The 22,954-nt window shown below is 65.1% G+C and carries 17 protein-coding genes; 12 read left to right on the top strand and 5 right to left on the bottom strand.

The features are described from left to right. Window positions 1–25 precede the first annotated feature (25 nt). The 5 genes from ACVPT3_RS16550 to ACVPT3_RS16530 all read left to right on the top strand — a co-directional run bounded on the left by ACVPT3_RS16550 (window position 26) and on the right by ACVPT3_RS16530 (window position 4,821). Window positions 26–481 carry an iron-sulfur cluster assembly scaffold protein gene (locus tag ACVPT3_RS16550; RefSeq protein WP_492041928.1) on the top strand — a complete coding sequence of 152 codons (456 nt, stop codon included), beginning with the start codon at window positions 26–28 and terminating at the stop codon, window positions 479–481. A gap of 79 nt (window positions 482–560) precedes the next feature. Further along, on the top strand, window positions 561–809 hold the full coding sequence (gene yidD / locus ACVPT3_RS16545; protein ID WP_035305826.1) for a membrane protein insertion efficiency factor YidD: 249 nt from the start codon (window positions 561–563) through the stop codon (window positions 807–809). Then, window positions 806–2,740, top strand: coding sequence for a threonine--tRNA ligase (thrS, locus tag ACVPT3_RS16540; protein ID WP_492041927.1), 1,935 nt, complete (start codon window positions 806–808; stop codon window positions 2,738–2,740). Before yidD ends, thrS begins: the two co-directional genes overlap by 4 nt. Window positions 2,741–2,830: 90 nt before the next feature. Beyond that, on the top strand, window positions 2,831–3,331 hold the full coding sequence (locus ACVPT3_RS16535) for a YciE/YciF ferroxidase family protein (RefSeq protein ID WP_492041926.1): 501 nt from the start codon (window positions 2,831–2,833) through the stop codon (window positions 3,329–3,331). Between the two features lie 152 nt (window positions 3,332–3,483). After that, complete coding sequence (locus ACVPT3_RS16530) at window positions 3,484–4,821, top strand: sensor histidine kinase (protein ID WP_492041925.1); 1,338 nt, start codon at window positions 3,484–3,486, stop codon at window positions 4,819–4,821. On the opposite strand, the gene dapD is transcribed toward ACVPT3_RS16530, so the two are convergent. The 4 genes from dapD to ACVPT3_RS16510 form a co-directional block, all read right to left on the bottom strand. After that, window positions 4,822–5,679, bottom strand: a complete 858-nt coding sequence (gene dapD, locus ACVPT3_RS16525; RefSeq protein WP_492026992.1) for a 2,3,4,5-tetrahydropyridine-2,6-dicarboxylate N-succinyltransferase — start codon at window positions 5,677–5,679, stop codon at window positions 4,822–4,824. After that, window positions 5,676–6,338 (bottom strand): pyrimidine 5'-nucleotidase, encoded by a 663-nt coding sequence (locus ACVPT3_RS16520; RefSeq protein ID WP_492041924.1) that lies wholly within the window; start codon window positions 6,336–6,338, stop codon window positions 5,676–5,678. The genes dapD and ACVPT3_RS16520 overlap by 4 nt, the downstream gene beginning before the upstream one ends. Continuing rightward, entirely contained in the window at window positions 6,335–7,264 is a 930-nt protein-coding gene (argB, locus tag ACVPT3_RS16515; protein ID WP_299175282.1) for an acetylglutamate kinase, read from the bottom strand. The genes ACVPT3_RS16520 and argB overlap by 4 nt, the downstream gene beginning before the upstream one ends. A gap of 74 nt (window positions 7,265–7,338) precedes the next feature. Next, window positions 7,339–8,130, bottom strand: a complete 792-nt coding sequence (locus ACVPT3_RS16510) for a sulfotransferase family protein (protein ID WP_492041923.1) — start codon at window positions 8,128–8,130, stop codon at window positions 7,339–7,341. On the opposite strand from ACVPT3_RS16510, the gene ACVPT3_RS16505 reads away from it, so the two are divergent. The 5 genes from ACVPT3_RS16505 (at window position 8,085) to ACVPT3_RS16485 (ending at window position 19,500) form a co-directional block, all read left to right on the top strand. Then, complete coding sequence (locus ACVPT3_RS16505; RefSeq protein ID WP_492041922.1) at window positions 8,085–10,766, top strand: glycosyltransferase; 2,682 nt, start codon at window positions 8,085–8,087, stop codon at window positions 10,764–10,766. The two genes, ACVPT3_RS16510 and ACVPT3_RS16505, sit on opposite strands and share 46 nt — an antisense overlap. 367 nt (window positions 10,767–11,133) lie before the next feature. Beyond that, on the top strand, window positions 11,134–12,138 hold the full coding sequence (locus tag ACVPT3_RS16500) for a tetratricopeptide repeat protein (protein ID WP_492041921.1): 1,005 nt from the start codon (window positions 11,134–11,136) through the stop codon (window positions 12,136–12,138). Continuing rightward, window positions 12,135–17,333 (top strand): glycosyltransferase, encoded by a 5,199-nt coding sequence (locus tag ACVPT3_RS16495; RefSeq protein WP_492041920.1) that lies wholly within the window; start codon window positions 12,135–12,137, stop codon window positions 17,331–17,333. The genes ACVPT3_RS16500 and ACVPT3_RS16495 overlap by 4 nt, the downstream gene beginning before the upstream one ends. Before the next feature lie 137 nt (window positions 17,334–17,470). Further along, on the top strand, window positions 17,471–18,460 hold the full coding sequence (locus ACVPT3_RS16490) for a WcbI family polysaccharide biosynthesis putative acetyltransferase (RefSeq protein WP_492041919.1): 990 nt from the start codon (window positions 17,471–17,473) through the stop codon (window positions 18,458–18,460). Beyond that, a complete protein-coding gene (locus ACVPT3_RS16485) occupies window positions 18,457–19,500 on the top strand; it encodes a GSCFA domain-containing protein (RefSeq protein WP_492041918.1) in 1,044 nt (347 codons plus the stop codon). The genes ACVPT3_RS16490 and ACVPT3_RS16485 overlap by 4 nt, the downstream gene beginning before the upstream one ends. Window positions 19,501–19,504: 4 nt before the next feature. Here the strand turns inward: ACVPT3_RS16485 and ACVPT3_RS16480 are convergent, their stop codons facing one another. After that, window positions 19,505–20,317, bottom strand: a complete 813-nt coding sequence (locus ACVPT3_RS16480; protein WP_492041917.1) for an alkaline phosphatase family protein — start codon at window positions 20,315–20,317, stop codon at window positions 19,505–19,507. A gap of 211 nt (window positions 20,318–20,528) precedes the next feature. Between ACVPT3_RS16480 and ACVPT3_RS16475 the strand changes: the two genes are divergently transcribed. Together ACVPT3_RS16475 and ACVPT3_RS16470 are read left to right on the top strand one after the other, a co-directional pair. Then, entirely contained in the window at window positions 20,529–21,212 is a 684-nt protein-coding gene (locus tag ACVPT3_RS16475) for a hypothetical protein (protein WP_492041916.1), read from the top strand. Window positions 21,213–21,453: 241 nt separating this feature from the next. Continuing rightward, on the top strand, window positions 21,454–22,896 hold the full coding sequence (locus tag ACVPT3_RS16470; protein ID WP_492041915.1) for a hypothetical protein: 1,443 nt from the start codon (window positions 21,454–21,456) through the stop codon (window positions 22,894–22,896). The last annotated feature ends 58 nt before the right edge of the window (window positions 22,897–22,954 follow it).

The raw sequence follows: 22,954 nt of genomic DNA, 5'->3' as shown, positions 1-22,954 counted from the left end.
CCGCCGCCCGTCCTATCTTCCCGCCATGATCGACGATCTCTACAGCGCGCGCATTCTGACGCTGGCGGCCAACCTGCCTCATGCGGGGCGGCTGCCTTTGCCTGAGGGAACCGGCGAGCGGGTCGCCAAACTTTGTGGATCGCGCGCCACCGTCGATGTGACGCTGGATCATGAAGGCCGCGTCGCCGGCTTCGCCCAGGACGTCAAGGCCTGCGCCCTGGGTCAGGCGGCGGCGGGTGTTCTGGGCCAGTCCGTCATCGGCGCCTCGGGCGAGGAGATCGCCGACGCCCGCGACGCGATGGTCGCCATGCTGAAATCCGGCGGCGAAGGCCCGGTCGGCCGGTTCGAGGATCTGCGCCTCCTGCGCCAGGTCGCCGACTATCCCGCCCGCCACGCCTCGACCCTGGTGGCCGTCGAGGCGACGCTGGAGGCGGTCCATCAGGCCCTGGCCGAGCGAACTCGTCTCGCCGGCGCGGCCTGACGGGCTCTGACCGGTTGATCCCCCTGCGATGACAGGGGATAAGCGCGGCGAACCCATCCAGCCCCCGGCGAAGGGACATATGTCTCTCTATGAACGCGGCGTCCGCGCGGCCCATCGGGGCTACAAGCTGACGCTGTCCCCCCTGATCGGCCAGCAGTGCCGGTTCCTGCCGACCTGTTCGGATTACGGGCGCGACGCCCTGATCCAGCACGGACCGGTCAAGGGGGGATGGCTCACCGTGCGCCGCCTCTGTAAATGCCATCCCTTCGGCGGTTCGGGCTATGACCCGGTCCCGCCCCTGAAGACCGACGAAAAAGAACAGTCATGATCGATCTGAAATTCCCCGACGGCGCGGTGCGTCAGTATCCGGCCGGTTCGACGGCGCGCGACGTGGCGACCTCGATCTCGCCGTCCCTGGCCAAGAAGGCCGTGCTGGCCGAGCTGAACGGCGAGCAGCGCGACATGGGCCGGGTGCTGGAGACGGGCGGCGACTTCCGCCTGATCATGCGCGACGATCCTGCCGCCCTCTATACGATCCGCCACGACACGGCCCACGTCCTGGCCGAGGCGGTCCAGACCCTGTTCCCCGGCACCCAGGTCACGATCGGCCCGGCCATTGAGGACGGCTTCTATTATGACTTCTATCGGGACGAGCCCTTCTCGACGGACGATTTCGCCGCCATCGAGAAGGAGATGGGCCGGATCATTGATCGCGACGCCAAGTTCGAGCGCGAGGTCTGGGACCGTGACGAGGCCATCGTCTTCTTCGAGGCGCGCGGCGAGAAGTTCAAGGCCGAGCTGATCAAGGACCTGCCCGAGAACGAGACCATCACCCTGTACAAGCAGGGCGACTGGATCGACCTGTGCCGGGGCCCGCACTTCCCTTCGACGCGCCACGTCGGCAAGGCGTTCAAACTGACCAAGCTGGCCGGGGCCTATTGGCGCGGCGATTCCAAGCGCGAGCAGCTTCAGCGCATCTACGGCACCGCCTGGGCGACCAAGGAAGATCTGGACGCCTATCTGCAACGTCTGGAAGAGGCCGAGAAACGCGACCACCGCAAGGTCGGCAAGGCCATGGAACTCTTCCACATGCAGGAAGAGGGCCGGGGCATGGTCTTCTGGCATCCTAAGGGCTGGATCCTGTGGCGGGTGCTGGAGGCCTATATGCGCCGTCGCCTGGACGCCGCCGGCTATGTCGAGGTCAAGACGCCCCAGGTGCTGGACCGCAAATTCTGGGAACAGAGCGGCCACTGGGACAAGTACCGCCCGAACATGTTCGTCTGCGAGACGGTCGAGGGCGAGACCCTCAGCCTCAAGCCGATGAACTGCCCCGGCCACGTCCAGATCTTCGACCAGGGCCAGCGCTCGTACCGCGAACTGCCGCTGCGCATGGCCGAGTTCGGCGCCTGCCACCGCTATGAGCCGTCCGGCTCGCTGCACGGCCTGATGCGGGTGCGCGGCTTCACTCAGGACGACGCCCACATCTTCTGCCGCGAGGACCAGATCGTCGAGGAGACGGCCGAGTTCATCAAACTGGCCCGCAGCGTCCACGCCGACCTGGGCATGGAGACGGCCTATATCAGCCTGGGCACCCGGCCCGAGAACCGCGCCGGTTCGGACGAGTTCTGGGACAAGGCCGAGGCCCTGATGGCCGAAGCCGCCCGCGCCGCCGGGACCGAGCCGGTGGTGACCGAGGGCGACGGCGCCTTCTACGCGCCCAAGCTGGACTTCATCGTCAAGGACGCCATCGGCCGCGAATGGACCTGCGGCACGATCCAGCTGGACTATGTCCTGCCGGAACGGCTGAACGCGACCTATATCGCCGAGGACGGCCAGAAGCACCGGCCGGTCATGCTGCACCGGGCGATTCTGGGCAGCTTCGAGCGGTTCATCGGCATCATGATCGAGAACTACGCCGGCGCCTTCCCCCTGTGGCTGGCCCCGACCCAGGCCGTGGTGGCGACCATCACCTCGGACGCCGACGACTACGCCCGCGACGTGATGGCCAAGTTCAAGGCCGCCGGCCTGCGCACCGAGATCGATCTCCGCAACGAGAAGGTCGGCTACAAGGTCCGCGAACACTCGGTCGGCAAGGTGCCGGTCATCGCCGTGGTCGGCCGCAAGGAGGCCGAAGAGGGCATGGTCGCCATCCGCCGCCTGGGCTCCCAGGAACAGACGGTGGTCACGGTCGAGGAAGCCATCCGTATCCTGACAGACGAGGCCACGCCGCCGGATCTGAAGCGCGCGCTCCAGGCCTAAGCCCGGATTCGGACACAGGAACGGAAGCCGGTCTGATCGCTTGTGATGGGGTGCGCCCCCGCGCCCCATCACATTTTGCGAGATACGACCATGGCCGAGAAAACCCTCGACACCCTGTTCCACGACACGCTCAAGGACATCTATTACGCCGAGCGCAAGATCCTGAAATCCCTGCCCAAGATGGCCCGCGCCGCTCAGTCGCCCGAGCTGAAGGCGGCCTTCGAAAAGCACAAGGATCAGACCGAAGGCCAGATCGAACGCCTCCAGCAGGTGTTTGAGATCCTCGGCAAGGCCCCGCGCGGCAAGACCTGCGACGCCATCGAAGGCATCCTGGCCGAGGGCGACGAGATCATGGAAGAATACAAGGACAACCCCGCCCTCGACGCCGGCCTGCTGGCTGCCGCCCAGGCCGTGGAACACTATGAGATCACCCGGTACGGCACCCTGAAGCGCTGGGCCCTGGTGCTGGGCATGAAGGACGCAGCCGCTTTGCTGGACGAAACCCTGCAGGAAGAATCCCAGACCGATGAAGACCTGACCGGCATCGCCGACGCCGCCGTCAACGCTGACGCGATGAAGAGCGCCGCCTGACCCTTGGTGGAGGCGGTCTTTCAGACCGCCTCCACCATTCTCGTCACCTCGAAAATACGGTACCGGACACAAGTCGCATATAAAGTCTAGCTTTAACAGTATCTTAGTTGACGCTCGCGGAAGTTGCTCCTCCGACCTTGGAGGGCATCGCGATGATCCAACCCCAACGCGCCTCAAACCGCTCGATTCTGCAACACGTAATCGCTGCGGGCTATATGCGTTACCTGCTGATCGCCAGTTGGGCCTTGGCCTTGGGCACGGTTACAGGCTGGCGTGGCGCCGTGGCATGGTTCTGCGTCGCGACGGTCATCGGCATGGTGCGAACCTTCGTCGAACGCCGCCTGATCCTGTCGGATAGCCGACTGCACGACCGCATCAAGCTGACGACCGCGACCCTGTCCTGCGTCGCCTGGGCGGCCGCGCCGTTGCTGGCCTTCATCCATGGCGGCGCCAGCGGGGCGCCGTTGGGCCTAGGTCTTCTGATGGCGGGTTACGTGCTGGTCTTCACCCAGATGCGCGCCGCGCCGCGAGAAGCCTTGATCGTCTCGGCCCCCTATTCCATCGTGACGATCCTGCTGCTGATCAGCCTGTGGGGCGGCTCCGGCTTCTGGGTCATACTCAGCATGGTGCCCGTCCTGGCCCTGGCCCTGGTGATCAAGGTGGTGATCACCCAGATGAAGGATGGTGACCTCGAGGCGGTGAACCGGCGTCAGGCCGAACTGATCGACGAACTGAAGACCGCGCGTGACCGGGCCGACGCAGCCAACGCCGCCAAGTCCAGCTTCCTGGGCGTTATTTCGCACGAGTTGCGCACGCCGATGAATGGGGTGCTGGGCGCCGCGCAGCTGTTGCAGATGTCAGCCCTGGACGATCGTCAAAAGGAGTTCGTCGGCGTGATCCGCAACTCGGGCGAGGGGCTGATGGTGCTGCTGAACGACATCCTCGACATCACCAAGATCGAGGCCGGCAAGATGGAGCTGGACCTTGCCGACGTCGAGACCGACACGCTGATGACCCGCCTGACCGGTCCATTCCGGGCGCAGGCCGAGGCGCGCGGTCTGACCTTCGTGACCGAGACGCGCGGGGCCCTGCCGCCAGTTCTTCGGCTGGACCCCCTGCGCCTGGCCCAGGTGACGCACAACCTTCTCGCCAATGCGATCAAGTTCACGCCCAAGGGCGAGGTCCGGCTGATCCTGGAAGGCGAGGCGCGCAACGACGGCCGCGTGGGGCTGCGCCTCTGCGTGGTCGATTCCGGCATCGGCATCGCGCCGGCGGATCTTGACCGCCTGTTCCAGCCCTTCTCACAGGTGGACGGCTCGTCAACGCGCAAGTTCGGTGGCACAGGCTTGGGGCTCAGCATCTGTCAGCGTCTGGCCGCCCTGATGGGCGGCGAGATCACGGTGACGTCGATCCCCGGCCAGGGATCGACCTTCACCCTTTGCGCCACATTCGATGCACCGCAGCTCCAGCCCGCCCGCGTCGCCGCCTGATCAGTCGCGCAGCAGTTCGTTGACGCCGGTCTTGGCCCGCGTCTGGGCGTCCACCCGCTTGACGATGACGGCGCAGTACAGGGACGGGCCCCCCTTGGGGTCCGGCAAGGCGCCCGGCACCACGACCGAATAGGCCGGCACCTCGCCCCGGAAGACCTCGCCCGTGGCGCGGTCGACAATCTTGGTCGAGCCCGACAGATAGACGCCCATGGCCAGGACCGCGCCCTCGCGCACGATCACGCCTTCAGCGACTTCGGCTCGGGCGCCGATGAAACAGCCGTCCTCGATAATGGTCGGATTGGCCTGAAGCGGCTCCAGCACCCCGCCGATGCCCGCGCCGCCCGACAGGTGCACATTCTTGCCGATCTGGGCGCAGGATCCCACGGTGGCCCAGGCGTCGACCATCGACCCCTCGTCGACGAAGGCGCCGATGTTCACGAACGAGGGCATCAGCACGACATTCTTGGCGATGTAAGCGCCCTGGCGGACGATGGCGCCGGGCACCGAGCGGAAGCCGGCGGCCTGATAGTCGGCGGCGGCCCAGTCGCCGAACTTGTTGGGCACCTTGTCCCAATAGGGGCCGACGCCCGGGGCGTGGCTGGTCGGGCCGCGGTCGCCGGCGCGCATGATCTGGTTGTCGTTCAGGCGGAAGGACAGCAGCACCGCCTTCTTCAGCCATTGATGCGTAGTCCAGACCCCGTCCTCTCCGCGCGAGGCGACACGCGCCTGGCCGGCGTCCAGCAGGGCCAGGGCGGTCTCGACCGCGTCGCGCACGTCGCCATGGGTGGCGGCCGAGACGTCCGCGCGCTCTTCCCAGGCGGCCTCGATGACGGATTCGAGATGCGACAGGTCGGTCATGCGGCTTCGTCCTTGAAGGTCAGGGCGTTGAGGAAGTCGAGAAGATCGGGGGCCACATGGTCGATATGGTCGCCGAGCGGTTTGCCATGGCCGTCGCCGATCAGGATGGTCGCCATGCCCAGAGCCTTGGCCGGCTCCAGATTCTTCGGGGTGTCCTCGAAGAAGGCGGCGCAGCGCGGCTCGAAACCGAACCGCTCGATCATGCGACGAAAGGCCGACGGCGCCGGCTTGGGCGTCAGGTCGCCGTCCTCGATGGCGAAGACGCCCTCGAAACAGTCGGCGATCCCGATCCGGTTCAGCACCCGATGCGCATAGTCCCGCGCGCCGTTGGTGAAGACGAAACAGCGCCCCGGCAGGCTCTTCAGCCGTTCGGCCAGACGCGGATTGGGCTCCACCCCGTCCAAAGGCACGTCGTGGACCACGTTCAGGAAGTCCTCCGGATCGATAGTGTAGTTGGCCATCAGCCCGGCCAGGGTGGTGCCGTGCTCGTCCAGGAACTGGCGCTGCAGCAGCCGCGCCTCCTGGGGGGCCAAGCCGACCGCCTCGACCACATAGGCGTTGATCCGCGCCTGGACCAAGGACATCAGCCCCTGCTCGCGCGGATACAGGGTGTCGTCCATGTCGAACACCCAGGCGTTGACGTGCGACAGGTCGATCAAGACGCCTTCACCAGGGTGCCGGCGCCGAACTCGGTGAACAGCTCGACCAGCATGGCGTGGGGCCGACGGCCGTCCAGAATGACCACGGCCTCGACCCCGGCGCGCACGGCCGCCATGGCCGTCTCCAGCTTGGGGATCATGCCGCCCGAGGCGACGCCGGTGTCGATCAGGCCTTGCGCCTCGTCCAGCGTCATCTGGCGAATGATCTCGCCATTCGCGCCCTTGACCCCCGGCACGTCGGTCAGCAGCAGCATCCGCTTGGCGCCCAGGGATCCAGCGATGGCCCCTGCCACGGTGTCGGCGTTGACGTTATAGGTCTGGCCGTCCTCGGCCACCCCGATCGGGGCGATGACCGGGACCCAGTCCTCGGTCTCCGACGCGATCAGCCCCTTGATCAGCTTGGGGTCGACCTTGGTCGGCTCGCCGACATAGCCCAGGTCCACTTCGTGCTCGATCATGCTGTCGGGGTCGCGCTTGGTGCGACGGGTCTTCTCGACCGTCAGCAGACCGGCGTCCTTGCCCGACAGGCCGACGCCGCGCACGTCCGCCTCCTTGCCGGCCATGGTGATCCAGTGGGCGATCTCTTTGTTCACCGCGCCCGACAGCACCATTTCGGCGACCTCCATCGTCGCCGGATCCGTGACCCGCAAGCCGTCGACGAAGCTGGACTTGACCCCCGCCTTCTCCAGCATGGCGCTGATCTGCGGCCCGCCGCCGTGCACCACGACCGGGTTCACCCCCATCAGCTTCAGCAGCACGACATCGGCCGCGAACTGACGCGCGACGGCGCTCTCGCCCATGGCGTGGCCGCCGTATTTGATGACCACGGTCTCGCGGTCGTAAACCTGGATATACGGCAGGGCTTCGGCGAGCGTCTTCGCCGTTTCCCAACTGCGTTCCTCGGACTGGCGTTCTGTTTCGTTCATCACCGGCGCGAGATAGCGGGGGATGGGGCGGGTGTCACGTGCGAAGCGCGGTCGCAGGACTGTCTCAATAACCTTTAAACACTGTCGAAGCGTCGTCGTTGGGCGTCGATCCGGTCCAGCAATACGGGCGTCTCACCCTCGCGCGCCATGGCGCTCAGGGTGGCGAAAACCTCGCGGTCCAGTGACGACGAGGCGTCATCGTCACTGTTTCGATGATGATACAGATCACGAGACAGAAATTCGGATATCCGACCGGCCATCTTGGGGTCGTTTAACGGAAGGTCTGAAGGTTCCAGCGCCTCAAGGCGGGCAAGTTGAGACCGCCAATCCTCCAAAAAGTCCGACCAGAGCATGAAAATCCGGTGCTGACCGCGGCTGAAGCGCTCCGCATCCAGGACATGACGCAGCCAAAGCTGGATTGCGTCCGCCGCAGCCATGCCGTTGCGATTGGTCAGGGACGCCTGGACTTCGGCGGGATGACGGATGGGAGAGACGAGGATGGGGGAAAAACCTGCCTGCCCAAGCACGTTCCGCCAGAACGAATAGAGCCGGCATATGCGCGGATCCTTCAGCACGATCGTTTCGGCGCCATCGAACTCGGACTGGAGCACGCGGACGCCCTCGTTCTGGAAGGGGGTCGACAGGTCTTGCGGGAAAGCCCGCCAGTCGGACCAGCTGGAATCGCCCGTCGCCAATATCCGATCGTTCAGATCGCTGACGGCGTAGCTCTCCCAAAAGCCCTTGGGGTTGTCTTCGGCAGGCCCCATCAGGTTTTTTGGCGCCGCAGCGCCCAGGAGCGCCAGCACCCCCGCCACAGAGGATGTGCCGCTGCGGTGCATTCCGAGGACGACATAAGCCTTTTTCATGGTGCGAGGTCTCCGTATCGGGGACTTCTGACCAAGAAACATCTGTCAAGCAAGGGGACGCGCGGGGTTGCGGGATTCAACGGCTTAGCCTAGCCCAACCCACTTGTGAGAACTACAGGATCCCGGCCGTGAGCGAAGGGCTGCCCCCTCCAGAGGACACCGCGACCGAAAACGACGTCGTTCAAGCTTACCGACTGCTGTTGCGCCGCGACCACGAGGATCTGGTCACCTGGCGCTCCGATCCGCCCCAGAAGGTGGTCGATCTGGTCGGCTCCATTCTACGGAGCCAAGAGTTTCGCGCCGTCAACATCGGGCCACTGAAGACCGGACACGTCCCGCTGACCAGTCTGGAGGCCCCGCCGACGGAAGCCTTGGATTGGGCCGCACGGCGGCTCGAACTCGGTGCGCGCGCCAGAAAGAAGCTGAACTCGGCCGTCAGCTATCTGCAAGCCTATGCCGTTCTGCTTGCCAAAGCCGGTTTCAAACGCGATCTGCTGGCGGAGGATGAACCCGGCGTCCGATCCAGCTACGACGCCCTGGTCGCGGCCAGTCGGCTGCAGGCCCTCACCGATGTTCCGACCGGTCACACGCTGACAGGCTGGGCGCGCTCGACGACCACCCCGAACGCGCCCCTTGATCTGGAGATTTGGGCGGATGGACGCTTCCTCGGGCGCGCGACCACGGGCCTTTATCGACACGATGCGGCCGTCCGTCTGACTTCTAGGGGGTTCGAGGGGTTTCAGTTCGAGCTGCCGCGATCACTGACGGGCCGGACCCGGATCGTGGTGCGTGACGCCGCGTCCAGGCTGATCCTGACCGACGTGTTCGCGGATCTCACCTCGCCGGACCCCGATGTCCTGGCGGCGCTGCGGCTGGAAGTCGACAGGCTTAGAAACGCCGTCGAGGGCCTGGCCGAGCGGCTGCCGCACAGCCTGCAATCCGCCAGTTGTTCCATCGGAAGATGGGGCGACTACTACGACGTCTGGATAAGGTCAGCCTCGCTCGCGCCGGACGTGACATGGGACATGCCGACGCTCGTCCTGGTGGACGCGGTCGGCAGGCCGCAGCCAGCGCTCGAAGATGCAGTCTGGAGCCTTGTGGAACAGAGCCACACGGACTTTTCAGTGGTCATCGGCGTCCTTCAACGCGACCTCGCCTTTCTCCAGGATCTTCTAGCGCGGGTGCGTTGGCGCCGGACGCTGCGGATCGACTACCGGGTCGTGGATACCGACCCCTCCTGGCGGGGGGGCGTCCCGCTTCCTCTCGACGTGAAGGTCATCCAGCTGATGGACGCCACGGGCGTGGCGCACCCGGACGCCTTGCGGTGCATGGCCGCGCCGTTCGGGCGCGAAACGCCGCCAGCGGCCGTCTACTGCGACGACGACGCCTTCGTGCAAGACGATTTGAGAGACTGGCGAAACCGCGCCCACGCCAGGCCGCGGCTGAAACCGTCGTTCGACTATGATCTCCTGTTGCAAACACCCTACCTCGGGTCATTCGTGGCGTTTTCACACGCGCAGTGGCCGGCTGTGTCGGCGACCGACGATGACGGGGCGAGCCCAGGGCTTCTTGCGCAATCGGCCGTTCTCGCCCTCGCCTGCGGCGGGGCGGCGATCGCCCATACGCCCGAAGTGCTCTACACTCATTCCCTCCCCTCGTCGGATCTGGACGTTGAAGCCTGGAGGCGGATCGTGGTGGATCGACTTGGGGGGGGCGTCACGGTTGAACCTCATAGTGATGTACTGGGGGCGGTCGTCGAGGGAGCGTGCAGGGTGCGCTGGCGCACGGCTTGCGACCCCAGCGCACGGATTATCGTGCCTACCCGCGACAGGATCGACCTGCTGCGGCCCTGCGTGGACAGCCTTCTGGCCGCCTTGCCTCACAACCGCACGCGAACGCGCATCCACATCATCGACCATGACAGTACGGAAACGGAATGCCAGGCCTATCTTGAGGCGGTCGGCAAGCATGAGGCGGTCGAGGTGGGCCGCTATTCGGGCCCCTTCAACTGGGCGCTGATGAATAACCTCGCGGCCCACGGATCGAACGATGACGTCCTGATTTTTCTCAACAATGACACCCTGGTGATCAGTCCGGACTGGATCGACGAACTGGCGTCCTTGGCGATGCGGGACGACGTCGGCGTGGTCGGATGCCGCCTGGTCTATGAGGATGGCGCCCTGCAACACACCGGCTTTCTGGGGCTGGATGAACGCCAACGCTTCCTGTCGCATGACGGATTGGGCGATCTTGGGTCCGACCCCGGCTATTTGGGCCGAAACGCGCTGGTCCACAGGACCATCGCCGTCACAGGCGCCTGTATGGCGGTTCGGCGCGACGTATTCCGCCGCATCGGCGGATTCGACGCCGCGAGATTTCAGGTAGAGGCCAATGACGTGGACCTCTGTTTCAAGGCGTCGGATCTGGGTTTGAAAGTGCTGTATTCGCCTTTCGCCACGCTTCATCATCTCGAGTCGCGGACACGAACCCTCGACAAGGCGGAGGACGTCCGCATCGCCGGCGACGCGGCGAACCGCATCTGGACGCGGTGGGGCGAAAAGGTGTGTCCCGACCCCTGGTACAATCCTCGTTTCGATAGACGAGCGCCGCATTTCTCGCGGCTGAGGCCAAGGTAAATTCGAGCCTAATCCAAGGGCTTGAAGGCGACATTGGCCATTTCATCGTCAAGGTCGACAGTCGAGGCGTCAAAGCGATCCTGCGCGCCTCGGCGTCGAGCACGTGGCAGCCATACCCCTCGGGCTCTCTCCCCCCAGAAGGCTGCGACAAGCCGCGCGTGTCAGGGCTTCTTTGGTTGTTCAAAATCTCTCGACATCGGGATACTCCCGCGGGCCCGCCTTCCGGCGGGCGGCGCCGTCGCTGGATGCCTTGAACGATCGAGGGGACAGAGGGTTTCGGAGCAGAGTTTACGCCTCGACTTCAAACCGGTCGGACGTTAATACGTAGGTAATCAAACATGATATTGATCAGTAGATACGGCCAGATATGAATGATGTTGTCCGCGCCTACTTTCTTCGACAGTCGGTGAAGAGGGCGGCTCAAAAACATAGATGGGACGACGTCGCCAAGCTTTATGACGCCTTGAGGCAGACCGGGGCGGCCCGACCGTCCGATGTCGTGCGTCACGCCAAGGCGATCGAGGTGATGGGCCGAAAGGAAGCGGCGGAACGACTTCACCGCGACAACGCCGACCTGTTTCCACTGGATTCCAACGTCCATCGCCAGGGCGGGCTCTTTCTCCTGAGGCATCAAAAAGAGTCCGAGGCGGCTCTGGCGTTCGCCAGGGCGCGCGCGCTCGCGCCTTCTGATGAGGTTTTGAAGTCGGATCTGGATCGCCTCGGGGTCGACGACCGCCGCTTCGTCGCCGTCGCGGTCGCTGCTTTTCACGCTGTGCCGCCTCCCCATCCGGCGCGCCCCGGCCCGGTGGCGAAATTGCTGGCGCGTCGAGCGGCGAAGACGGCGAAAGCGCTGCGACAGTCTGGTGATTGGACCGGCGCCCTGACCGCGCAGACCGTCGTCCTGCGGCATAACCCCCACAACGCCTCCGCCCAGATCAGGCTCGGTCATGTTCTGAAGGCGCTCGGTCGGGGCCAGGACGCCGAAACGGCCTACTGGAGAGGCGTTGCGCTCGCGCCAAAGGATGCGGAGAGCTATCTCCAGCTCGCTCACGGTCTAAAGCTGGAACGCGGCGTTCAGGACGCCGTCCCCGCCTTCCTGCTGACGCAAAAGCTTCAGCCTGGCCATGTGGAAGCCGGCGTGGCCGTGAAGGAGAGCGGCCTGTCCGAGCGGGACGGCGCCGAGATGGCAAGCCTCCTGGCGGGGGGGGACGTCCAGGCGATCCTGAGGTTTACGGCGGGGGCGAAGGGCAGTGATGCTGGATCGGCGGGAGCGCCGATCTCAGTGTTCAAGCGGCCGACGCCGCAATCAATCAATGTTCGCGCGATCGCTGTCGCCGGCGACATCGCGCGCGCCGTGGGGGCGTCTCTGTGAGAATTGTGATTGATCTGCAGGCCTGTCAGAACGGCAGCCACGGTCGCGGCATTGGGCGCTATGCGCTTTCCATGGCGCGCGCGATGGTGCGCAACGGCCGCGACCGGCACAGTTTCCGCATCCTGCTGTCCGACAGATTTCCCGCGCGTGTCGCGGCTGTTCGCGACGCTTTTGCGGGCTTGCTGAATCCGGAACACATCGTGGTCGGCTGCCTGCCAGAACGGGTGGAAAGCGCCCAGATGGATTTCGCCTGGCGCACGAGGGCGGCCGAGATCGTCTGGGCCGACTTCATCGCGGGCTTCAAGCCGGACGCCTATTTCACGCCCAGCCTGTTCGAGGGCTTCTGGGAGGACGCGGTCACGTCGATCGAGCCGGCAGCCCATCTTCGGAGCGCGACCGTCCACGACCTGATCCCGCTGGCCGACCCCGATTTCTATCTGGTGGGCGAGGGGAGCAAGCGGGCTTATGCTCGTAAGATCAATGCTTTAAACCGTTGCGATTTTCTTTTTTCGGTTTCCGAGTTCTCAAAACAGGATGTCATCGCCCGTCTTGGGATTTCGCCCGATAAGATCTTCGTCATGCCCCTGGGGGTGGAGGATGAGTTCTGTCCGGGCGAGGTGTCTGACGATCGCAAGCACGCCCTGCTGCGTCAATTCCGCCTTAAGGGTCGGTTCGTCATCAATACCAGTCCGTTCGAGGCGAGAAAGAACATACCGGGCCTGATCGCCGGTTTCGCCAGCGTGCCGCGCGACCTGCGCGCGGATGTTCAACTCGTCATCGCCGGCAAGATGAGCGAGCATGATCGCCAGGAGATCGCGGCGATCACCGCAGCAGAAGGTCTGGCCAAGCGGGACGTGATCCTGCCCGGCTTCGTGAGCGACGAAGATCTGATCGACCTCTATCGACTCTGTGAAGTCATGGTCTTCCCGCCCTTCAGCGAGGGATTCGGCTTGCCGCCGCTAGAGGCCATGGCCTGCGGCGCGGCCGTGCTGGCCTCTTCGGCGACCAGTGTGCCGGAAGTCGTGGGACGCCAGGACGTGTTGTTTGATCCCGCCGATCCGGGCGATATCGCACGGGCGATCACCCGCGTTCTCGGCGACGCGGCCTATAGGGACGAACTCCGCGCCTTTGGTCCCGAACGCGCCTCCGCCTTCTCCTGGGATCGGTCCGCTGCGGCGATCCTGGAGGTGTTTGAACGCGCCGGGGCCAGGGCGGAACCCCGTTCTCGCCCGACGTCGCCGTCTTCGGCGCCTGTCAAGTTGGCTGTGGTCGCCACGGGTGGCCTGCCGAACGGTCGAGAAAGCAACGTGGTCAATGACTATGTCCGTCGACTCTCCAGCGCCTATGATGTCACGCTCTTCCAGATCGACGGGGATCTAGGGCGCGACGTATCAATACCGCTCGAGCGTCGTTCTCTGCACGATTTTATCGTCCACGGCGGCGGTTTCGACAGGGCGATTTACATCCTCGACAGCTGCCGAGTGGCTCCCGCCCTGCCGGTCATGGCGGCGCGACCGGGCGGCCTGATCCTGTACGAGGCCGTAGCGCCCGTCGATGCGCGGGCGATGTCGGAAAGTCAGGTCGCCGATCTGCGCGCGACAGGTGGAATGCGCGCCGTGATGGAGGCTCAGGCGAACGGGGGCGCCAGTTGGAAAAAGGGCGCCGCCGCCGCCGCCCTTGCGCATGGCTTGGCCGTCGAGGCGGATTCCACACTGGCCGGCGCCGCCGGCGTTTTGACCGTCACGCCTCGGGTCAGACGGCTCCCGCGCGGGGTCTGTCTCGATTTTCGCCGAGCGCGGGGCATTCCGGTCGACGTCGAAATCTGGCTGGCGTTCGCTTCGGGCGACGAGGAGGCCGCCCTCATCCTTCACGCTTTCCGGCAGAACCGTCAGGCGTCCAAGGACGGCGTCTGGCTCCTTCTGGTCCCTGCCCAGAGCAAGTCGAAAGAGGAGGCGCTCCAGGGGCGGGTCTACAGAATGCCGAACGGCTTCGTGGGGCCCTATCTCGAGGCGCTCAGCGCCGCTTCGGCCATCCTTGTCGATGACAAATTGCCCGAGCCCATCCGCCGTCGTCTTGTCAGCGACGCGCGAGGGATCGATCTGCCGATTATGTCTCAGGACTTCGTGCTTGAAGACGCCATGCCTGTCGGGCAGACAAAGCGAGGTCCGGCGTCGGGGGGCGGCGAATGCTGGTTCCCGGAGGAAGACGCCGCGTTCCTGGCGGCCATCGGGGTGATGCTGGAGAACGCGCCGCGTCCGACCGCGGCGTCTGGGGAAGTTCTCGGCCGCATCCCCGCCGTGGCGGGGGATCGCCGTCCTGAATCCCAGGATATGCTGGACATCGGTTCAGCCCTGGCGCGGAACGCCGAACGGAACAGGCCGGGTCAATTGCTGATCGACGTCACGGCCGCCCTTCGCGAAACGGTCGCCGGCATGGCCGGCGTTACGAGGCGGTTCCTGCGGACGGTGCTGGCGTCGCGTCAAGATGTTCAGTTTGTGGCGACGGATGGTGAGGCCTATTATGTCGCGGGCGGTTTCATGGCGGCCGTAATCGGCGTTTCCACGCTCCATGACGAAGCCCTGAGCTTCCGGGCGGCGGACGTCCTTATGACGCTCGACTTGCTGGACGGCGATACGGCTCCTGACACGTCCAGCGCTACCGGGGTGCGGCGGGTTCATGCCGAGGTCGCCGAGCTGGTTTTCGAGCGCCCGGACCTTGCCCAGGAGATTGCTGACGCGCTCATGGAACGGGCGGCGAACGAATCGCCGAACGCGCCGGCAGCGCCGTCGGTCCTGATCCCGCGACGACTGGAGGGCGACGTCGTTTATCTTCGGCTTGAATCGGGCCCTCTGCTGGCCGGTTCTCGTCGCTCCGCGCCGGCTGCGGTGAAGGCTCTGGCCACGGCGGTCGCAAAGCCGGCTTCCAAGGCGGATAGCCGCCTTGACACCTCCTTCACGGTCCAAGGCCACGTCTGGGGTTCTTATAGCCTGGCGATGGTGAACCGACGGATCGCGGCGGTGCTCGACCAAGCCTATCCGGGACGGGTCGACTTCAGAGCTGTGGAAACCGTCCCAGTGACGGATATGTCGAAAGTTCCGGACGAGGAACGGCCGCAGATACAGGCGCTCTTGGCCCCCGCCCGGCGATCCCGGATTCACGCCACCATCAGCCAGCATTACCCGATCCTGCCGCCGCAAGAGCGCGGTGATCTGGGCATGGCCCTGGTGGCCTGGGAAGAGAGCCATCTGCCGCTCGCCATGACCGACACCTTGAATCGCGATTTTGACGGGGCGCTGGCCCAAGTCCAGACGGTTCAGAAGGCGCTCGTGGACTCCGGCGTCTGGATACCGTCCGCTCTTACAGGCCTTCCCGCCGACATCGCGGACTACGAAGGGGTTTGCAGACGGAAGGGCGCCGCGAAAACCTTCCTTCACGTCTCATCCTGTTTCCCCCGAAAGGGGGTGGATGTCCTTCTCGAAGCCTGGGCCAGGGCGTTCACCGCCCGGGATCGGGTCAAGCTGGTCATCAAGACCTTCCCCAATCCCCACAACACCGTGCAGGATCAGGTCTGGAGTCTGTCGCGGCTCTATCCGAACATGGCCCAGATCCAGATCGTCAGTCGGGACATGGAGCGCGACGAACTCGTCGATCTCTTCCGAGACGCCGACGTCATGGTGCTGCCGACCCGGGGCGAAGGCTATAATCTGCCGGCCTTGGAGGCCATGGCGGCAGGCCTGCCGCTGATCGTGACGGGACATGGGGGGCACCGCGACTTCTGCGGCCCGGCGGATGCACGGCTTCTGGATTACGAGTTCGCCCTGTCGGACAGCCATGTACGCGACACCGTGGCCTATTGGGCCGAACCCAGTGTCGATGACCTGGTCGACGCCCTTCGCGAACAGATCCAGGCAGACCAGCAGACGCTGATCGAAACCCGGCGTCAGCGCGCCCTCGCCAGCGCCCGGCGGGCCGTCGATCCGAAACGATGGAGCCAGACCGTCGCCGATTTTGCTCAGGCGCTGGCTGGACCGGTGGAGCGCACTCCCGTCCGCACCAACTGGGTGTCTACTTGGGCCGTTCGATGCGGCATCGCCGAATACTCTCGGTTTCTGCTGGAGCAGGCGTCGCCCGAGTGGCGGGACGTCATCGAGGTGGTCGCCGACGACCGAACGGACGTCGAGCGTGACCTGGTCGATCATCGAAAGGCATGGCGTGTAAGCTGGGATTTCTCGGAAGACCGCCTTCTTGAGGACATCGATCGATCCAATCCAGAAGCCGTGGTCATACAGCACCAGGACGGGTTGATGTTCTGGGACCGGCTGGCGCGGATGGCCAACGACCGTCGGATGATGTCGCGCGTGACCGTGGTGACCTTGCACACGGTGCGGAGTCTGGACGCGCTGGCCGAAGCCGATCGACTTCAGGTCATTGAGGCGCTCGGCCGTTTCGACCGCGTGCTCGTACATACAGTAGGCGATCTCAACGATCTGAAGCGGCTCGGCCTGATGGAGAACGTCGCGCTCTTCCCCCATGGCGCTCTTCGTCCCGGCACGGCGGAGCCTGCCGTCAGGGCGTTGGACAGTGGAGACACACCGGTGATCGGCTGTCACGGCTTCTTCTTCGACCACAAACGCATCGACAACCTCATCCGCGCGGCGGCGAAGCTGAAGGCGCGGTGGCCCAGGCTGCGGCTGCGGCTGGTGAACGCCCAGTTCCCCAGCCCGATTTCGGGCGAAGCCATTATGGCCGCCAAGGCGGTCGCGGAAGAAACCGGAATGAGCGGGTCGATCGACTGGCATACCGAGTTTCTGCCGGTCGAGGAGATTCAGGGGCTGCTGGCCGGATGCGATCTGCTGGTCCTGCCCTATGACGAAACCGGCGATTCCGTCAGCGGCGCCGTGCGCGTCGCCATGAGCAGTCAGGTTCCGACCCTGACGACTCCGGTCAAGATCTTCTCCGATCTCGGCGACGCGGTCGCCTCAGTTCCGACCAATGCGCCCGACATGCTCGCCGAGGCGATCGAAGCCCTGCTTACGTCGACGGAACGCCGCACGGAGCTTCAGCAGAGAATGAAGGCCTGGCTAGAGATTCATGACTGGAAGCGGATGTCGGCGAATCTCGAGGGGATGGTTAAGGCGCTGGCTTACGGAAAGCGGCGAGAGGCGCGCCAACACGCCGCTAGTGGATCAGTTTAGGGGTCAATCGTGTCCAGACCCCGCCCTGAGGCGTCGGTGTCGCAGGAGACAGGTATGCCGCGCCCTCGCGCTTCGACGTTAAAAGCCGACCCGCGCGCACGCGCGTCGATCTTCCTGGTAGACTCGAAACAGTTCATATGACCGCCGCACTGAGACCTTTCAGAGTCATCGCCAAGCGCGTGAAGGCCTACCGCAAGGCCCGCGCCGGCCTCGTCCAGATTGGGCCGGCGGCCTCCCAGACCGCCGCCCCACACGGCGCGCTCGTAGACTTGCCGGCCAGGGGGCGCTGGCTCCTGATTTCCAACTGTCAAACGCTCGGCCTCGCCAGAGCCCTGCAGATGCTGAACCCCGACTTCACGGTCGTCCCCATGGATTACTGGACCGCCGTCCGCGATCCCGGCGAGACCCGCCGGGAAGCGCTTGAAGGCGGATATTCCACAGTGCTGGTGTCGCCCGAGGTCGAGCAGGCCGGTGTCGATCTGTCGGGCGCGCCTAATCTGACCCGTATTCCCCGCGTCGTCTTCACAGCCTTCCACCCGGATTGCGTCTACACCCTCAGCCAGGGCAAGCAGATCAAGGGGCCGCTCGACGCCTATCATTCGATGATCCTGATCGCTGCGTACAAGCGCGGCCTGGGCGTGGAGGACGCGCGTCGCCTGTTCACCGGGGCGATGTTCGAGAAGATGGGCTACATGGACTACTGGGTGCCCCAGCGCGACCGCCTGGTCGCCGACTATGCGGCCTTCGGCCTGGACATCAGCGCGGAGGTCCGGCGCTGGGGACGGACGTCGTCCTTCATGCACACGATCGACCATCCCAAGATGATCTGCCTCTACGACATCGCCCGCGCGGTCTTCCGCTCGATGGGGGTGGAGGACTGCGGGGCCAGGGACCTCATGCCGCCCGACAACCTGTCAAACGGCGTCTCCTTCGCCGTCTATCCCGAGATCGGAGAGGCGCTGGGCGTGCCCGGCGCCTATCGGTTCAAGCGCTTCGACGACTACCGCCACATCGGGCTGGAGCAGCTGATCGCCGAGAGCTACGACGTCTACGACCGGCACCCCGACATCGAACCCGAGCCCGGCTCCCTGCTGGCCTTCAACCGAGTCCTGGAGGCCATCGGATGACCAATCCCTACAAGGGGCTTCCCGACCACCAGTTCTGGCGCCGCGGCGTCTCCGGGGTCGAACATCACCGGCTGGACCCGATCGTGGAGCCCAAGTTCCGCATCGCCCGGGGTGACCGCGTCGCCACGGCCGGCAGCTGTTTCGCCCAGCATATCTCCAATCGCCTGTCCCAGACCGGCTTCGACTATTTCGTCACCGAGGACGGGGCCGACCTCGCGCCGGACGAGCGCAAACGCCGGAATTTCGGCGTCTTCTCCGCTCGCTACGGCAATCTCTATACGACGGCCCAGCTGCGCCAGCTGTTCGACGAGGCCTTTGGCCGGCGCCGCCCCCATGACCTCGCCTTCCAGCGCCCGGACGGCCGTTTCGTCGACGCCTTCCGCCCCCAGATCGAGCCGGAGGGCCACGCCACGCCCGAGGCGGTCGCCGCCGCCCGCCGCGAACACCTAGACGCCGTGCGCCGGATGTTCGTCGACTGCGACGTCTTCATCTTCACCCTGGGCCTGACCGAAGCCTGGCGCTCGACCGCGGACCAGTCCGTCTTCCCGATCGCGCCCGGCGTAGTCGGCGGCGCCTTCGACCCGGCCGAACACGCCTTCGTCAACTTCGACCTGGCGGCGGTGGAGGGGGACCTGGAAGCCTTCCTGGCCGAGCTGAAATCGGTCAATCCCGGCGTACGGGTGCTGCTGACGGTCTCTCCGGTGCCGCTGATCGCCACCTACGAGAAGCGCCACGTCCTGGTCTCGACGACCTACAGCAAGTCGGTGCTGCGCGTCGCCGCCGAACAGGTCATGCGCCGCCACGACTGGGTCGACTACTTCCCCTCCTACGAGATCATCACCGGCAGCTACGCCGGCGGCCTGTACTACGAGGACGACTTCCGCGAGGTGAACACTCTCGGCGTCGCCCACGCCATGCGCTGCTTCCTGCGCAACTACACCGAGGGCGGCGTCCGCCAGGACGCCGACGCCCTGACCGTCGCCGCCGCCCGCACCACCGACATCGTCTGCGACGAGGAAGCGATCGCGGCGACGGTCTAGGGGGTCAGGGGCGCTCCGTCCCCACCGGCGCGCCGCGATAGCGCAGGATCAGCGGCACGGTCAGGGTCATCTCGTGGCTGACGCCGTGCTCCCACAACCCGTCCTCGCCCCAGCAGTCGCCGTGGTCGGCGCAGATCAGCACCGTGGCCTCTCCAAAGGCCTCCAGCAGCCGCCCCAGACAGCCGTCCACGAATTCGACGCAGGCGGTTTGGCGGGTGCGACATTCCGTCGCACGATCCACGGTCTGGAACGGGACGCACGGATTATCGTCCTCGGACCAGGGCGCACCCTTATAGTGATAGGGCACATGGGTCTCGCCGATGTTCATGAAGGCGAAGACCGGTCGGTCGCCGGCCTCAGCCAGTTGCGCCTCGACCCAGGCGACCTGCGCCTCCACCCCTTCACGCGCCGCGAACCAGAAGCTCTCGAACCCGTGCCGCAACGTGGCCGAGACGGGGGTCTCTGGATCGAACCATCCCATCGCCGCCGTGCCGACGGTCCGCCAGCCGGCCAGACGGAAACCGTCGACGATATTGTCGCCCGCCACGGTGAAGCCCGGCGTCGCCAGACCGGGGTGCCCCGCATAGCTGAGCCGGAAGAGACGGGCCAGTTTGGGCGTCAGGAAGGGCTGGGCCGGACCGTCCGCGCCCGGCGTGAACCCGACGAACATGGCGGCGTGGGACCCATAGGTGAAATGCGACGGCGCCTGGGCGCGGTGCAGGGGCGCGATGGACTTCATGTTCGGCGTCCGCGCCGCCTCGAACGTGTCGTATCGGCAGGAATCCAGCGAAATGAACAGGATGCTGTCAGGATTCATGCCGTCTGCGGCCCTGTGCGATACGCGTCGGCGCGGGGCGCGACGCCCTTGAAATAGGGAGAGAACAATGGCCTAAACCAGCCTCGCCATATCCCTGCCCGGCGTCGGCGGGCGGCGCAAGCGAGGGGCCTCGAAAATGAAAATCCTGTTCTGCATTCCGGCCTACGGGGGCAGCGTCCGCGCGGAGACCATGATCTCGGTCTCGACGGGCGTGATCCAGCTGTCGCAGAATTTCCCAAGCGCCGAAATCCGGCTGTTCACGATCAACATGGCCGAGATCGCGCGGGTGCGGAACATCTTCGCCTCGATGCTTCTCGACGGCTATGACGCCCTGTTCATGCTGGATTCGGACATGGGGGTTCCTGCTGACACCTTTTCGCGCCTGCTGGCCTCGGGCCACGAGGTCTGCGGTCTGACCTATCCGCGCCGCCAGATCGATCTGGCGAAGTTTCACCGGCTGGCCCAAGAGGGTCACGCTTTCGAAAAATGCCAGACCGGCGCTCTCAGCTTCATCGCGGCAGGCGGCTTCGTCCACAACGGCGGGCAGATCGATATTCGCGAGGGCTATCTCGAGATGAACGAGATCCCCGGCGGTTGCATGCTTATTCGCAAATCGGCGGTCGAACGCCTCTGGACAAAGTCGCCCAATTTGCGCCAAACTCAAAACATCAGTGATATGGAAGCTGACCTGGGATTGAAGAGGCTGATCCGTTGCTTCGACAATATCCAGGAGGGGGCGAGTAAATACAGCGAAGACATCAGCTTCTGCCGCCACTATCGTAAGGCTGGTGGCAAGATCTTCGCCCTGATCGATGTCAGTGTCGCTCATTACGGTGACATGAAATATGAAGGTCGTTACTCCGACCTGCTTATGTCGGGCGCCAAGCCTGCCTAGGTTGAGGCGTTCTGTTCTCCCAAGGACTCGCTGTTTGGGGAATTTGACGCTGGGCGGTCATGCAAATGTCAAATATTGACAAAGTGTTGACGTTGTGAGGCCTTCTTTTTTGGTTGACGACACATGTTGGTGACCGGTAACACTCCAGTGCCAGGGGAAGCAGGGTGGGCCGCACGGTCAATCTCTGTGACCATCCTACGCAGCTCCGTATGCAACCTCTAGGAACCTTTTGGGGACCCCAATGATCCGCAAGTCTCTCTATCTCGCCGCTTCGGCCGCCGTGCTTCTCACGGCCGCTCAAGCGCAAGCCGCTTCCATCACCGGCACCGGCACCTTCTCGACCGTCAGCTCGACGACCACGACCGGCGCCTATAAGCTGGCTGAAGAACTGACCTTCTTCACCGGCTATTCGTCGGCCACTGCCGCCGCCGCTTCTCAGGGCGCCGCGACCTTCAACATGGTCGCCACCGCTGGCTTCACCGTCGGCGAATCCCTGCTGCTGACCATCGACCTGACCGGCGGTGTCTTCACGACTTCGACGGGCTTCAGCGTCAGCGACGTCGTCACGGCGAGCTGCGACGTCAGCAACGTGGTTCCGGTCACGCCGATCGCTCGCGGCGCGACTTCGGCCCAATATCTGATCACTCTGGACGACACGACGGCCACCTGCGCCACCGGCTCGGCCATCGCTATCTCGGCTCCGGTGCAAGTCACCGGCTCCAACATGACGATCGGCGCTCAGCTGCAGCAAAGCTTCGGCGGCACGCTGATCAACGTCGACGGCGGCCGCACCTCGGCTCGCTTCGTCACCGTCGCTTCGGCCTTCGACGCTGAAATCGAAGCCGCTGACAACACCGTCACCGCTCTGGTCGCCGAAGGCTACCGTGAACTGAGCGGCGCGGGCTCCATCGGCAGCGTGACCGTCTCCGTTGACACCGACGTCAACGTCGACCTGGCCGGCACCAGCGCCGCTGCTGGCGACGTCGACGGCGTGGTCCTGACCGCGACCGCCCTGACCGGTTCGTTCACCGGCTACAACCTGGACTTCGACGGCGACCTGTTCACGTCGGGCACTGCTTCGGCCACCGTCTCGACCATCCGCGTCGCCGACCTGGGCGCCTTCGTCGGCAGCGACGTCATCTCCGTCGTCGACAGCACCGCCACGACCGCCGGCATCAACGCCGACGCCGTGATCCCGGCCTCGACCTTCTCGGTCACAGCCGCTGTCGATCTGGCCGCCGGCCTGACCGACTTCACCGCCACCGGTTCGCTGGACCCGATCGTCCGTGACGGCACCTCGTTCGTCGCGCCTTGGATCGCCCTGGGCGCCGCCTCGGCCAACTCGACCATCCGTCTGGCCAACAACGGTTCGACCGACACCGGCCCGGTCCAGATGACCCTGACGTCGAGCAACGGCTCCGCCGCCACCACCGAAACCGTGACCATCTCGGCCTCGGAACTGGTCGCCGGTTCGCTGACCGCTTCGGGCGGCATCCCCGCCGGTGGCGTGGTGTCCATCTCGGGCGCCGCTCTGAAGACCGCCTTCGGCACCACCGCCGCCAACGGCGACCTGGAAGTCACGATCGAAGCTCAACCGCAGTTCATCTCGGGCAAGGTCCGCGTGACTCAGGCTTCGGGCCAGATCTTCGAAACCTCGCTGGGCAACCTGCGCGGCGACAACTAAGTCCAGGCTCACGTCTGAACTGGGGAAAGGGAGGGCTTCGGCCCTCCCTTTTTCTTTT

This window comes from Brevundimonas sp. FV1ps31S (genome assembly GCF_058681265.1).
This window is presented reverse-complemented; position numbering and strand designations above follow the sequence as displayed.

Bases quoted from the DNA above. Each gene is read 5' to 3' on its own strand.
- ACVPT3_RS16550 (WP_492041928.1), top strand. From the start codon at position 26: ATGATCGACGATCTCTACAGCGCGCGCATTCTGACGCTGGCGGCCAAC.
- yidD (WP_035305826.1), top strand. From the start codon at position 561: ATGTCTCTCTATGAACGCGGCGTCCGCGCGGCCCATCGGGGCTACAAG.
- thrS (WP_492041927.1), top strand. From the start codon at position 806: ATGATCGATCTGAAATTCCCCGACGGCGCGGTGCGTCAGTATCCGGCC.
- ACVPT3_RS16535 (WP_492041926.1), top strand. From the start codon at position 2,831: ATGGCCGAGAAAACCCTCGACACCCTGTTCCACGACACGCTCAAGGAC.
- ACVPT3_RS16530 (WP_492041925.1), top strand. From the start codon at position 3,484: ATGATCCAACCCCAACGCGCCTCAAACCGCTCGATTCTGCAACACGTA.
- dapD (WP_492026992.1), bottom strand. From the start codon at position 5,679: ATGACCGACCTGTCGCATCTCGAATCCGTCATCGAGGCCGCCTGGGAA.
- argB (WP_299175282.1), bottom strand. From the start codon at position 7,264: ATGAACGAAACAGAACGCCAGTCCGAGGAACGCAGTTGGGAAACGGCG.
- ACVPT3_RS16505 (WP_492041922.1), top strand. From the start codon at position 8,085: ATGTGCCGCTGCGGTGCATTCCGAGGACGACATAAGCCTTTTTCATGG.
- ACVPT3_RS16510 (WP_492041923.1), bottom strand. From the start codon at position 8,130: ATGAAAAAGGCTTATGTCGTCCTCGGAATGCACCGCAGCGGCACATCC.
- ACVPT3_RS16500 (WP_492041921.1), top strand. From the start codon at position 11,134: ATGAATGATGTTGTCCGCGCCTACTTTCTTCGACAGTCGGTGAAGAGG.
- ACVPT3_RS16490 (WP_492041919.1), top strand. From the start codon at position 17,471: ATGACCGCCGCACTGAGACCTTTCAGAGTCATCGCCAAGCGCGTGAAG.
- ACVPT3_RS16485 (WP_492041918.1), top strand. From the start codon at position 18,457: ATGACCAATCCCTACAAGGGGCTTCCCGACCACCAGTTCTGGCGCCGC.
- ACVPT3_RS16480 (WP_492041917.1), bottom strand. From the start codon at position 20,317: ATGAATCCTGACAGCATCCTGTTCATTTCGCTGGATTCCTGCCGATAC.
- ACVPT3_RS16470 (WP_492041915.1), top strand. From the start codon at position 21,454: ATGATCCGCAAGTCTCTCTATCTCGCCGCTTCGGCCGCCGTGCTTCTC.